Origin of the sequence: Nocardiopsis trehalosi NBRC 14201 (assembly GCF_001552555.1) — a bacterium.
Taxonomy (GTDB): Bacteria; Actinomycetota; Actinomycetes; order Streptosporangiales; family Streptosporangiaceae; genus Nocardiopsis_B; species Nocardiopsis_B trehalosi.
In genome coordinates, this window is the sequence record NZ_BCRK01000182.1 from 1 (window position 1) to 12,450 (window position 12,450).

Annotated in this window: 10 protein-coding genes; 3 read left to right on the plus strand and 7 right to left on the minus strand. The window is 74.6% G+C overall.

The features are described from left to right. Positions 1 to 221, minus strand: a 221-nt coding sequence (locus NT8_RS23330) for a hypothetical protein (RefSeq protein ID WP_217999295.1), incomplete at its 3' end; no start/stop codon positions are given. 274 nt (positions 222 to 495) lie between these two features. On the opposite strand from NT8_RS23330, the gene NT8_RS23335 reads away from it, so the two are divergent. After that, complete coding sequence (locus NT8_RS23335; protein WP_067973692.1) at positions 496 to 1,821, plus strand: cellulase family glycosylhydrolase; 1,326 nt, start codon at positions 496 to 498, stop codon at positions 1,819 to 1,821. An 81-nt stretch (positions 1,822 to 1,902) separates the two neighbouring features. Here NT8_RS23335 and NT8_RS23340 read toward each other — a convergent pair whose 3' ends face one another. Then, a complete protein-coding gene (locus tag NT8_RS23340) occupies positions 1,903 to 3,183 on the minus strand; it encodes an APC family permease (protein ID WP_067973695.1) in 1,281 nt (426 codons plus the stop codon). Positions 3,184 to 3,359: 176 nt separating this feature from the next. On the opposite strand from NT8_RS23340, the gene NT8_RS23345 reads away from it, so the two are divergent. Next, complete coding sequence (locus NT8_RS23345) at positions 3,360 to 3,821, plus strand: Lrp/AsnC family transcriptional regulator (RefSeq protein ID WP_067973698.1); 462 nt, start codon at positions 3,360 to 3,362, stop codon at positions 3,819 to 3,821. A 64-nt stretch (positions 3,822 to 3,885) separates the two neighbouring features. Here NT8_RS23345 and NT8_RS23350 read toward each other — a convergent pair whose 3' ends face one another. From NT8_RS23350 to NT8_RS23365, 4 genes are all read right to left on the minus strand, one after another. Further along, positions 3,886 to 5,463 carry an amino acid permease gene (locus NT8_RS23350; protein ID WP_084469212.1) on the minus strand — a complete coding sequence of 526 codons (1,578 nt, stop codon included), beginning with the start codon at positions 5,461 to 5,463 and terminating at the stop codon, positions 3,886 to 3,888. A 207-nt stretch (positions 5,464 to 5,670) separates the two neighbouring features. Then, on the minus strand, positions 5,671 to 7,278 hold the full coding sequence (locus NT8_RS23355; protein WP_217999296.1) for a serine hydrolase domain-containing protein: 1,608 nt from the start codon (positions 7,276 to 7,278) through the stop codon (positions 5,671 to 5,673). Between the two features lie 114 nt (positions 7,279 to 7,392). Continuing rightward, the gene (locus NT8_RS30480; protein WP_067973700.1) at positions 7,393 to 9,192 is read right to left on the minus strand and encodes a serine/threonine-protein kinase; all 1,800 of its coding nucleotides are present in this window, start codon (positions 9,190 to 9,192) and stop codon (positions 7,393 to 7,395) included. Positions 9,193 to 9,346: 154 nt separating this feature from the next. Further along, positions 9,347 to 9,964 carry a TetR family transcriptional regulator gene (locus NT8_RS23365; protein ID WP_067973703.1) on the minus strand — a complete coding sequence of 206 codons (618 nt, stop codon included), beginning with the start codon at positions 9,962 to 9,964 and terminating at the stop codon, positions 9,347 to 9,349. Positions 9,965 to 10,091: 127 nt separating this feature from the next. On the opposite strand from NT8_RS23365, the gene NT8_RS23370 reads away from it, so the two are divergent. Then, positions 10,092 to 11,078: an aldo/keto reductase gene (locus NT8_RS23370; protein WP_067973706.1), complete on the plus strand. Its 987-nt coding sequence runs from the start codon at positions 10,092 to 10,094 to the stop codon at positions 11,076 to 11,078. A 248-nt stretch (positions 11,079 to 11,326) separates the two neighbouring features. Here NT8_RS23370 and NT8_RS23375 read toward each other — a convergent pair whose 3' ends face one another. Beyond that, positions 11,327 to 12,376, minus strand: coding sequence for a DNA topoisomerase IB (locus NT8_RS23375; RefSeq protein WP_067973709.1), 1,050 nt, complete (start codon positions 12,374 to 12,376; stop codon positions 11,327 to 11,329). Positions 12,377 to 12,450 lie beyond the last annotated feature (74 nt).

The window sequence follows — 12,450 nt, forward strand, 5'->3', positions numbered from 1 at the left end:
AGGTCGCCCACCGGCCGCCCCGCGCCCGGCTCCGCGCCGCCCGGGGCGGCCGGGGCGCTGTTCGGCGGCGGGGCGTGCGCCTCGCCCGAGGCGAGCGCGGCGCGTAAGCGCGCCAGCGGCGGGTCGCCGGGATAGTCCTCCATCACCACCAGGACCAGCGCCAGAAGATCGTCGTCGTCGATGCCGTCCCATGCCGGGCTGTCGGACATCAGCTCGGTCACCTCCGCTGTGTCGCCGACCGGCTGGCCGGGATTACCGTTCCGCGTTCGCCGTCCCCACTCCTTCCCGATAACGAAAGGGTAAACACCCGGGGGGCGGTGAATGCGTCCGAAACGGTCGCGCCGCGCCAGGCTGTGTTACTTCGCTAGTTGAATGAACTAAGTCACACCGCTTATAGTTGCGATGGCGCTACAGGGGGAAGTCCGGACCGGCCGGCCGGACACGTCCACGCCGCACGGCACCGCCGCGCGGCCCCACCACCCCATGGGAGCATCCATGCGACCACGCCTCGCCCTCATCGCGGCAGCCGTGTGCACCCTCGTCCTCTCCCTCCTCACGGCCGCCCCCGCGCACGCCGACACCGGCTTCCGCATCCAGGACGGCCGCCTCGTCGACGCCAACGGCAACGACTTCATCCTGCGCGGCGTCAACCACGCGCACACCTGGTACCCCCAGGAGACCGGAGCCATCGCCGACATCAAGGCACTCGGCGCCAACTCCGTCCGCGTCGTCCTGAGCAGCGGGCAGCGGTGGACCCGCAACGACGCCGCCGACGTCTCCGCCGTCATCGCCGAATGCCGCGAGAACCGGCTGATCTGCGTCCTGGAGGTCCACGACACCACCGGCTACGGCGAGCAGGCCGGCGCCGCGACCCTCGACCAGGCCGTCGACTACTGGATCGGCGTCCAGGACGCCCTCGCCGGCCAGGAGCCCTACGTCATCCTCAACATCGGCAACGAGCCCTTCGGCAACACCGGGTACGCCGCGTGGACCGACGCCACCGCCGAGGCGATCACCCGGCTGCGCGGCGCCGGGTTCGACCACACGATCATGGTCGACGCCCCCAACTGGGGCCAGGACTGGACCTTCACCATGCGCGACAACGCCGCCGAGGTGTTCGCCGCCGACCCCGACCGCAACACCCTCTTCTCCATCCACATGTACGGGGTGTTCGACACCGCGGCCGAGATCGAGTCCTACCTCGGCCACTTCACCGACGCCGGCCTGCCCATCGCCGTCGGCGAGTTCGGCCACGACCACAGCGACGGCAACCCCGACGAGGACGCCATCCTCGCCACCGCCGAGGAACTCGGCATCGGCTACCTCGGCTGGTCGTGGAGCGGCAACGGCGGCGGGGTCGAGTACCTCGACATGGTGAACGGGTTCGACCCGAACAGCCTCACCCCCTGGGGCGAGCGCCTCTTCAACGGCGAGAACGGCATCGCCGCGACCGCCGAGGAGGCCAGCGTCTTCGACGGCGACCCGGGCCCCGGCCCCGGGCCGGACCCCGACCCCGAGGCCGGGTGCACGGCCGAGTACCGCGTCGCCGGGCAGTGGTCCGGCGGCTTCCAGGGCGAGGTCCGCGTCACCGCGGGCGACACCGCCATCCGCGGCTGGGAGGTCACCTGGACGTTCGCCGACGGCCAGACCGTCACCAACGCCTGGAACGCCGCGGTCACCCGCAGCGGCGCCGACGTCACCGCCGTCAACCAGAGCTACAACGGCACCCTCTCCGCCGGCGGCACCACCACGTTCGGCTTCCAGGGCACCCACAACGGGCGCAACACCGTCCCCGAGGTCGACTGCGCGGTGCGCTCCTGACCCCCGCCGGGCGCGGGACCCCCACGGCCGCGCCCGGCAGGGGAGCACCCCCGGCGCGGGCCCGCCCGGCCCGCGCCGGGATCACCCGACCCCGGCGGCCGCGTCCGGCGTGCGCGGCCGCCGGGCCCCCGCCAGCGCGTAGCCGAGCGCGGCCGCCCCCAGCACCACCGGGATCAGCACCAGCACACCCGAGAACACCAGCACCACGGCGGTGAACGCGGCCGCCAGGACCGCGCCCGCGCGGAGCGCCGGCCGGTCGCCCAGCAGCCGGACGGCGGCGGCCGTCCCCGCGAACGTCACCGCCGCCAGGCAGGCCGAGGTCGCCCGCATCAGCGCGTCCAGGTCCAGCCCGAACACGATCGCCGCCGCACCCAGCACAGCGCAGCACACCGCGAGCACCGCCGGCCCCCGGCGCGGCGTGTCGCCCGGCCGCGTCCCGTCGTCGAACCACCGGGGCAGCCCGCCGTCGCGGCCGAGCGCCGCCGCCAGCCTCCCGGCCCCCGCGATGTAGGTGCTGATGGCGCCGAAGGTCAGCAGCACGGCCGCGCCCGCCGTCAGCACCGGCGCCGCGCCGCCGACCGCCCGCTCCATGAGCAGCAGCAGCGGGACGTCGGACGCCGCCCCCGCCGCGCCCAGCACCCCCACCGACGCGACCGCCAGCCCCAGGTAGAGGGCGCCGACGATCCCCAGCGTCCACCACGTGACCACCCGCAGGTGGCGGCGCGGGTCGGCGAACTCCGCCGACAGGTGCGACGCCGCCTCCCACCCGGCGAACGCGAAGAACAGGACGCTCGCGGCGCCGCCCACCGCCGCCCACCCGTGCGGCGCGAACGGGGTCAGGTTGCCGCCGTCCAGGTGCGGCAGGTTCAGCGCCACCGCGGCCACCAGCAGCAGGACCAGCAGCCCCGCCAGCACCAGCTGCACCCGCCCCGACACGCGCAGCCCCGCCTGGTTGGCCGCGAACGCCGCCGCCAGCAGCGCCGCCGCCGCCACGGCCGCCGTCGCGTCGCCGCCGCCGACCGCGTGCGCCACGTAGGCGCCGCCGATCAGCGCCGCCGCCAGCGTCCCCACCGGGACGGCCGCCAGGAACCACCACCCCACCGGGGCGGCCGCGTGCCGCCCGAACGCGCGGGCGACCGAGACCGCCACCCCGCCGCCGTCGGGCAGGCGCGCGCCCAGCGCGGCGAACGTCAGTGCGACGGGCACGCTCGCGCACAGCAGGAACAGCCAGGACAGCAGCGAGGCCGGGCCGGCCGCCCGCGCCGCGAGGGACGGCAGCGCGAGCACACCGGGACCCAGGACCGCCCCCAGGTAGAGGGCGGTGCCGGACACCGGGCCCAGCCGGAACGCGGAACGGGACATCGGGGATCTCCTCGGGATCGCGGGCACGCCGAACGGGGCGGCGCGCGGCCCGACCCTTCGGTCGACAACGCCGCACACCGCCGGACATTCGGTGGGAACGCGATCACGGTAGACGCATGCCCGGCGCCGCCGCCACAGATCTGAACATCGTTCGGAAATGCGGTTACCCTGGCGCCATGGACGAACTTGATTCGGAGATCATCCGCCATCTCCAACTGGATGCGCGGCAGACCAACCGCGAACTCGCCCGCCGGGTGGGCATCGCCCCCTCGACCTGCCTGGAGCGCGTGCGGTCGCTCCAGCAGCGGGGTGTCATCCGCGGCTACCACGCCGCCATCGACCCCGCCGCCCTGAACCGGCGGGTCGAGGCGTTCATCGCGACGCGCGTCCGCCCGCTCAGCCGCGCCGTCATCGAGGCGTTCCGCGCCCAGGTCGTCGCCTACCCCGAGGTCCTCGGGGTCTTCGTGGTCGCCGGCGACGACGACTTCCTCGTCCACGTGGCGGTGCGCGACCTCGACCACCTGCACGGGTTCCTCATCGACCGCCTCTCCCAGCGCAAGGAGGTCGTCAGCTTCCGCAGCCTGGTCGTCTACCAGAGCGGCCGCAAGGAGGTGCTCGACCGCCTGCCCGACGCGTGACGGGCCCCGAAACGACGGCGTCCCCGCCCGGCGGTGCCGGACGGGGACGCGGTGGGCGGGGCGGTTACCCGCCCGAGCCCGGGGGCGGGCCGGAGGCCGCGCCGCCCGGGGGCGGACCGTCGCCGCCGGCCGGCGGACCGGCCGCGCCCGGGGCGCCCGGGTCACTCGGACCGCCCGGAGCGGCGCCGCCGCCCGGCACGGCCGGGGCCGGCCGGTTCATGTTGGAGTTCCGGTAGGAGTACGCGAAGTAGATGATCAGGCCGATCAGCAGCCAGATCCCGAACCGCAGCCAGGTGTGCCAGCCGAGGAAGCTGATCAGCCACAGCGAGAACACCACGCCGATGGCCGGCACCACGGGCATGCCCGGGGTGCGGAACGTCCGCGGCAGGTCCGGGCGGCGGTAGCGGAGCACGATCACCGCGATGCACACCACGACGAACGCCGACAGGATGCCGATGTTGGTCAGCTCGGCCACCTCGATGATCGGGAAGAACCCCGCGAGGACGGCCGACACGACCCCGGCGATCCAGGTGACGCGCACCGGCACGTGGTGCTTGGCGTCGGTCTTGGCGAACCACTTCGGCAGCAGCCCGTCGCGGCTCATCGCGAACCACACGCGCGTGGCGCCCAGCATGAACGTGAACATGACGGTGAGGATGCTCAGCACCGCGCCGATCGCGATCACGTTGCCCAGCCAGCCCAGGCCCACCGACGCGAACGCGGCGGAGAACCCGGCGGTCGGGTCGATCTCGGTGTAGTGCTGCATGCCGGTGAGCACCAGGCAGGCCAGCACGTAGAGCACCATCGACACGACCAGCGAGTAGATGATCGCCTTGGGCATGTGCCGCTGGGCGTCCTTCGACTCCTCGGCGGCGGTGCTCATCGCGTCGTACCCGAACACCGCGAAGAAGACCAGCGCGGCGCCCGCCAGGGTGCCCCCGGCGCCGAACGGGAAGAACGGGCTGTAGTTCGCGGTGTCGACGAAGAACACGCCGACCACCACGATCAGCAGCACGATGGCGATCTTCAGCGCCACGAACACCGTCTCGAACCGGGCCGCGTTCTTCACCCCGCGCGTCAGCAGGAACGCGATGCCCAGGCAGAGCAGCACGGCGAACAGGTTCACCTTGTAGCTGCCGTCGGCCACCCCGGCCGGTTCGGTGCCCGGCGCCCCCGCCATCCACAGCGGAAGGTCCAGGCCGATGCCGCGCAGGAAGAAGTCGAAGTAGCCGGAGATGCCGATGGCGACCACCGACACGATCGCGACGTACTCCAGCAGCAGGTCCCAGCCGATGAACCACCCGACGATCTCGCCGAGCACCATGTAGCCGTAGGTGTAGGCCGAGCCCGCGCGCGGGATGAGCCCGGCGAACTCCGCGTAGGAGAACGCCGCCGCGGCGCTGGCGATACCGGCGATGAGGAACGAGAACAGCACCGCGGGCCCCGCGGTCTCGTTGGCCACCGCGCCCGCCAGGGAGAACACCCCGGCGCCGATGATCGCCCCGACGCCGATGGCGGTGAGCTGCCACAGCCCGAGCGCCTTCGCGAGGCCGCCGCCCTCGGTGGCCTCTTCGACGCTGTCAAAGGGTTTGCGGCGGAATATCCCTCTCCCGGGTCCGAGCCTCTGCTGACCGGTTGCCATAGCGATCCCTGTCTGTCACGCGTGCGGGTGGTGGACACGCTCGGGGCGGCACGGCAAGGGCCCGCCGTGCCTTCCGGCGCCGGCGCGGACCGCCCGGCTGTGCCGCCCGTCACGGTGCCTACGCACGGTACGCCGGTGACGGCCGCAGTGGCCTGTTCCATTCCACTACAGTTCGGGAACACCGTTGTCCGATCGGACGAAGACGCCCTATGCGGTGCGCTCCCCGGCGGCCCGAGTGCCCCGCCGCCCCGCCCCGGAACCGCGCCGCGCCCGCACCAGGTGGGCGGTCCGTACCGCGACCACCGCCACCCCGGCCGCCGCCGCCAGCCACAGGAACACCAGTTCGGCCGGGATCGCGTAGAACCGCTGCGCCCACGAGCCGACGCGCCCGCCCATCAGGAACGACGCCGCCGACGGGAACGCCGCGAGCAGCGCCGCCGGCACCAGTCCGGGCAGCAGCCGGACCACCGCCCGCCACACCGGCCGTCCCGCCCGCCGCCGCGCCCACAGCGGAGCCCGCACGACACCGCGCACCCCCAGGGCCGCGGCGGCCGCCGTCAGCACCCCGAACACCGCGTCGACCCGCCACAGCGTGGACCCGCCCTCGGGCGGCGTGCGGCCCTCGGTGAGCGCGATGACGCCCTCGACCAGGTTCCACGTATCGTTCTCCGTCAGCGTCATCCCGCTGTTGAACAGGGCCGCCACCCCCACCCCGGTCTCCGGGACGAGCACCTGGTAGGCGGTGGCGGTCGACTGCACGCCGCCGTGCCACACCAGCGTCGGCATGGGGTCGCCCTCCTCGGGGACGTCTTCCATCCACCCCAGCCCGTAGCTCCCGTTCGGCGCCGAGGGGGTGTGCATCTCGGCGACGGAGTCGGCCGTCACCAGCCGCGCCCCGCCGGGCGCCCGCCCGTCGCCGGTGTGCACGAGCAGCCACCGGGCCAGGTCGGCGGCGGTCGACACCACCCCGCCCGACCCGGCGGAGAACTGGTGCGGCTCCGGCAGCGGGACGTCCGCCCCGTAGGCGCGGACGTACCCGCGCTCTAGGCCCGGGACGGGGTCGTCGGCGGAGGTGAGGGACGTCGTGTCGGCCATGCCGGCGGGGCCGAACACGTGCCGGTCGAGGTAGTCGGCGAACGGCTCCCCGGAGACGGCCTCCACCAGCCGCGCCGCGACGTGGTAGTTGGGGTTGTGGTAGCGCCACCGCTCGCCCGGCGCTCCCGCCAGCGGGTACCCGCCGATCGCCGCGACCGCCTCCTCCAGCGAGCGGGGCTGGGGCGCGGTGGCCTCCGGGTAGGCGGTGTCGGCCATGCCGGAGCTCTGGTCCAGGAGCTGGCGCACGGTGATCCGGTCGGCGCGCGGGTCGTCGGGGGCGAACTCGGGCAGGTGGTCGCGGACCGGCGCCTCCAGGTCGACCCGCCCCGCCTCCACGAGCTGGAGGACCGCCAGCGCGGTGAACGACTTGCTCAGCGACGCGGTGCGCATCGGGGTGTCCGCGCGCAGCGGTGCGCCGGCGGAGTCGTGCCCGTAGCCCCCGGTGTGCACCACCTCGCCGTCGCGCACCACGGCCAGGGTGGCGCCGGGCAGGCCCGTGTCCGCGACGTAGGCGGCGGCGAACCGGTCGATCTCCGCCGCCGTGGCCGCACCGGCGGTCGGCTCCGCAGGGCCGGCGGGGTCCGCCGCCGCGGGCGGCACCGGCGCGCCCACCGCCAGCGCGAGCGCCGCCGCCAGCACCGCGGCCGCCCGCCGGGGCCCGCGCGCACGGGCGCCCCGCTCGGGACCGGTGTCCCACGGGGAACGGGGGATGGTGTGCACGGCCGCCTCCTGCGTCGTCCTGATCGGGCGCGGACCAGGCTAGGAGCGGCGGCCATCCCCCCACATCCCGCGATCGTGGCGCCCCGGTCCCCCTTTCGGGGGAGACGCGGGCCGTCAGGGAGCGTGGACCACCAGTGGCGTCGCCGCGAGCCGGTCGGCTTGGTGGACGGCCGTGTCGAGCGCCTTCGCCGTACCGGTGAGCGCGTCGACCGATACCAGGGCGGTCGAGTACAGAGGTTCGGTCCGGTCGGCGGCCGCGTTCTCCACCCCGGCCCGCAGACCGTCCACCACGGCCCCCAGATCCCGGACGATCGCCACCAGGTGCCGGGCGACGGCCAGGTCCCGGCGGATGAGGGTCCCCGTCTTCAGGCTGTCGGCGACCGCCGTCCGCCAGGCCGACACCGCCGACTCGGCCGCGCGGCCCAACGCGGCGTGGCTCGTGCCGGACGCCCCACTGGACACCGCGCCGCTCCCGCGCGCGATCGCCGTCCGCGCCTCCCCGTACCACCCGGAGGCGATGGCGAGCGCCACGAGCACCACCGCCCCGGCGGCCCACGCGACGACCTGCGGCGGCACCCGGTCCAGCAGCAGCGGCACGACCCCGGCGATCACGTAGACCGGGGCGACCAGGCCCACCACCGCGACGGCGGCCAGGACGGCCGCGCGGACGGTCCCGCCGATGGCGGCGGCGACCGGCGCCAGCGCGAGGGCGGTGAGGCCGGTGGTCAGCCGCGCCAGCATGGCGCCGCCCGCGACGCAGACCGCGAGCACGACCAGGGCCATGAACATCAGGTGCTCATGGTCCATCCAGTCCGTCGCGCGCCAATCGCCGAACTCGGCCGCGTAGGGCGTGCCGGCGAACACCCCGGCCAGGGGGAAGAGCGGGGTCAGCCCCTCGGCCGCGAACCACAGCAGCGCCAGCACGACCAGCAGCGCGGCGAACGCCTGCCACGGCGGCGCCGTCCACGCGCGCCGCCGGGCCGGCCGGGCCGCGCGCGGGGGCCGGGGCGGGCCGAGCACCCGGGTGGCCCCGGACAGCACCGCCGTCCGCCGCTCGGTGATGACCGTGGTGACGGCGGACGGCAACCACCGGGCCGGGCCCTCCGCCGCGTCGGCCCCGCTGAGCCGGTCGAGCACGTCGCCGACCTCCGGGCGGTCCTCGGGGGCCTTCGCCAGGCAGTCCCCGATGACGCGCGCCAGCCCACCGGACACCCCGGCCAGGTCGGGCGGCTCGTTCACGATCCGGATGCCCACCGCGGGCGCCGACCCCGCGCCGAACGGGCTGCGCCCGGTCGCCGCGAACGCGAGCAGCGACCCCAGGGAGAACACGTCGCCGGACGCCCGGGTCTCCTCGCCGCGCGCCTGCTCGGGCGACATGAACCCGGCCGTGCCCACGACGGTCCCGGTCCGCGTATGGGAGGCGGCGTCCAGGGCGCGCGCGATACCGAAGTCGATGATGCGCGGGCCGTCCTCGCCGAGGATCACGTTGGCCGGCTTGAGGTCGCGGTGCACCAGCCCCTGCGCGTGGATCGCGGCGAGCCCTTCGGCCAGGCCCGCGCCCAGGGCGGCCACCGCCTCGGGCGGCAGCGGCCCGTCGTCCCGCACGGCCTCCTCCAGGGAGGGGCCGGGGATGTAGGCGGTGGCCAGCCACGGCCGCTCGGCCCCGGTGTCGGCGGCCACCACCTGGGCGGTGTAGAAGCCGCCCACCCGGCGGGCGGCGGCCACCTCGGCGGCGAAGCGCCGCCGGAACTCCGGGTCGCCCGCGAGTTCGGGGTGGACCACCTTCACCGCGACGGCCCACCCGCCCGGGGAGCGGCCGAGGAAGACCCGGCCCATCCCGCCGCCGCCCAGCCGCCCGTGCAGCCGGTAGGGGCCGATCTGCTGCGGGTCGCCCTCCGCCAGGGGGTCGATCATGGCGTCTCCGATGCCCTAGGACCTCCGCACCGCGGCCGACGCACCGCATGATGCCAGGGCGCCGCCCGGCGCGGAACAACCCGTCCCCGACCGGAAGCGGACCGCGAGCCGCCCGGGGAACGTTCGGGCCGGACCGCCGCCGGTCAGGGGGACCTCAGCGCGCTCGGGGGAAGAGCCGCTCGACGGCGGTCACCACCGCGGCGCGGCGGGCGGCGATGGTGGGATCCACGGCGTGTGCGGCGGCGGCCTCGCTGAGTTCGGGTTGCGCCGCCCAGGTCGTGGCGATCTGGTTGACCAAGGCGAGGACGTCGGCCGGGTCCCAGGCGGGGTCGAGTCGTCCAGCCTGCTGCGCCTGGCGGAGCTGGTCGATCTTGCGGGCGAGCAGCGCCTGGGCGGGATCGTCGGCACCGGGTGCGGTGCCCGGCAGTTCCAGGCGGCCCCAGGTGATCAGGCGGTGGTGGTCCGGACGGGCGACGAAGTAGTCGAACAGGCGGCCCGCGTAGCCGGGGAGGTCGGAGGGGTCCAACTGGGTGGCCTCGGCGATGACGACGTGCTCCCGTGCGGCGACGCTGGCATAGAGCGCGTCTTTGCCGCGGAAGTAGGCGTAGACGCGTTCTTTGCTGGTCCTGGCGAGTTTGGCGATGCGGTCCACGCGGGCGCCGGCGATGCCGTGGCGGGCGAACTCCTCCATGGCGGCGGTGAGGATGCGCTCGCGCGTGGTGTCGCCGGCGGCGGGCGCCGCGGTCCGGCCGGAGTCGCGGGACTGGGGCATGGCCCCAGGATAGATCACCGAACCGTTTGGTTTGGAAGGTGGGCGGTCGGCGTGTAGAGTCAAACGGAACAGTTCGGTTTGACCCCTGTGGGGGGTGGAGCCGGCGCAACACTGAGGGAGCGAACTCATGCAGCACCGCGATCTGGGCTCTCAGGGTCTCCGCGTATCGGCGCTCGGCCTGGGGACCATGGGCATGTCCATGGCCTACGGGGCCTCGAACGACGACGAGGGCATCGCGACCATCCGCCGCGCCCACGAACTCGGGATCGACTTCTTCGACACCGCCGAGCTGTACGGCGCCGGTACCGGCGGCAACGAGATCCTCCTCGGCAAGGCGGTCGAGGACTTCCGCGACGAGGTGGTCCTCGCCACCAAGTTCGGTTTCGACATGACCGCCCCGCCGCTCGGCTGCGACAGCCGCCCGGAGAACATCCGCAAGGTCGCCGAGAACAGCCTGCGCTACCTGCGGAGCGACCACATCGACCTCTTCTACCAGCACATCTCCGACCCCGCCGTCCCGGTCGAGGAGGTCGCCGGCGTGGTCGGCGAACTGATCGCCGAGGGCAAGGTGAAGTACTTCGGCCTGAGCAACGTCGGCCCCCGGTACATCCGCCGCGCCCACGCCGTCACCCCGGTCTCCGTGCTCCAGTACGAGTACTCGCTCTTCGAGCGGGAGGTGGAGGAGGAGATCCTTCCCGTTCTGCGGGAACTCGGCATCGGCCTGGTGCCCTACTCCCCGCTCGGCCGCGGCTTCCTCACCGGCCGGGTCAAGCCCGCCAGCGAGTACCCCGCGGACGACATGCGCAGCTGGGATGAGCGCTGGCAGGGCGAGAACTACACGTACAACCTGCACGCCACCGAACAGCTCAAGAATCTGGCCGACACCAAGGGCATCACCACCGCCCAACTCGCGCTGGCCTGGCTGCTCGCCCAGGGCGAGGACATCGCGCCCATTCCCGGCACCCGCAGCACCAAGCGCCTTGAGGAGAACGCCGGCGCCGTCGACGTCCAGCTCTCGGCCGACGACCTGGCCCGGATCACCGAGATCCTTCCCCACGGCTCGGCAGGCGGCCGCTACCCCGCTGCGATGCTGTCCAGCTTCACCACGGACTGACCGCGTCGGGGGCCATCGCCTCCTGACGGGCACGGGGCCTCCGCCGCGTTCCGCCACACGCCGGTCCCCGCCGCGCGGGCCGTGGAGCGGTCGGGGGAGGCCCGGCTCCTCCCGCAGCCTCCCCGGCCCGCACCTCCGGCCCGCACCTCCGGTCCGCGTCGCGATCCGGGCCGGGGGCCGGCGCCGGGTCGGCCATGACCGCACCAGGGCACGCACCCCCGACGTCGCGGCCAGCGGGACGGGGCCGGTCAGGCGTCGGGGTTGCGGCGGAGCATGGTGCGGACGGCCTTCTCGACGTCGCCCTGGGTGGACAGCTCGCCGAAGTCGGCCTGGCCGCCGAGCTGGGGCAGGGCCCGCGCCACGGTGGTGCCCCGCTCCGCCAGCCGGAAGACGCGCGGGTCGATGTAGGAGGCGCGGGCCACGGCGGGCGTGTTGCCCAGGTACTCCGCCACCTCGCGCGTCACGTGCGCGAAGAGCCGCTTGCGCGCCGCCTCGCTGTCGCCCGGCACCGCGACGGCCACACCGACGGCGGCCAGCACGGTCGCGTGCCAGGTGCGGAAGTCCTTGGCGGTGTAGTCGCCGCCGGAGATCTCCCGCAGGTAGGCGTTGACGTCGTCGCTGCGCGCGTCGTACCAGCCGCCGTCGACCCGGTACGCGATCAGCCCCTGGCCGGGGGCCCGCTGCCGCCGCAGCGCCGTGACCACGCGCACGATCTCGGGTTCGCCGATCTCCAGCCGCCGCTGCACGCCGCCCTTGGCGGGGTAGTCGAAGACCACGCACCCCCCGCTGCGGTGCGCGTGGTCGCGCAGCAGGGTGGCGATCCCGTAGGTCTCGTTGTCCTGGGCGTAGCTCTCGCCGCCGGCCCGGAAGAAACCGAGGTCGACCAGGCGCACCGCGGCGGCGAGGACCCGCTCGCGGACCAGGCCGCGGCGTCCGAGGTCGGCGCGGACCCGTTCGCGCACGTCCGGCAGCACCTCGGCGAAGTCGAGCATGCGGTCGTGCTTGGCCTTCTCGCGGTGCTCCTGCCAGTCGGCGTGGTAGACGTACTGGCGGCGGCCGGCCTCGTCGACCCCTACCGCCTGCAGGTGGCCGTCCGGCCACGGGCAGATCCACACGTCCCGCCACGCGGGCGGCAGCACCAGGGCCTTGCACCGGTCGACCACCTCGGGGTCGTCCACCGGTTCCCCGTCGGGCCCGTAGAACCGGTAGCCGCGGCCGCGCCGGACCCGGCGGATGCCCGGCCCATAGGGGTCGCTGCGCCGCAGACCCTCGACCCATTCCCCACCGGCGTCGTGCATGCCCGTGCGGCTACCCCGCCGCGCACGCGTCCATGCGTCGCCCCGCCGCGCCCCCGCCGCTCCGGCCGGGTGGG

Excerpts from the sequence above, each read along its gene's own strand:
- NT8_RS23335 (WP_067973692.1), top strand. The coding sequence starts at position 496 with ATGCGACCACGCCTCGCCCTCATCGCGGCAGCCGTGTGCACCCTCGTC.
- NT8_RS23340 (WP_067973695.1), bottom strand. The coding sequence starts at position 3,183 with ATGTCCCGTTCCGCGTTCCGGCTGGGCCCGGTGTCCGGCACCGCCCTC.
- NT8_RS23345 (WP_067973698.1), top strand. The coding sequence starts at position 3,360 with ATGGACGAACTTGATTCGGAGATCATCCGCCATCTCCAACTGGATGCG.
- NT8_RS23350 (WP_084469212.1), bottom strand. The coding sequence starts at position 5,463 with ATGGCAACCGGTCAGCAGAGGCTCGGACCCGGGAGAGGGATATTCCGC.
- NT8_RS30480 (WP_067973700.1), bottom strand. The coding sequence starts at position 9,192 with ATGATCGACCCCCTGGCGGAGGGCGACCCGCAGCAGATCGGCCCCTAC.
- NT8_RS23365 (WP_067973703.1), bottom strand. The coding sequence starts at position 9,964 with ATGCCCCAGTCCCGCGACTCCGGCCGGACCGCGGCGCCCGCCGCCGGC.
- NT8_RS23370 (WP_067973706.1), top strand. The coding sequence starts at position 10,092 with ATGCAGCACCGCGATCTGGGCTCTCAGGGTCTCCGCGTATCGGCGCTC.
- NT8_RS23375 (WP_067973709.1), bottom strand. The coding sequence starts at position 12,376 with ATGCACGACGCCGGTGGGGAATGGGTCGAGGGTCTGCGGCGCAGCGAC.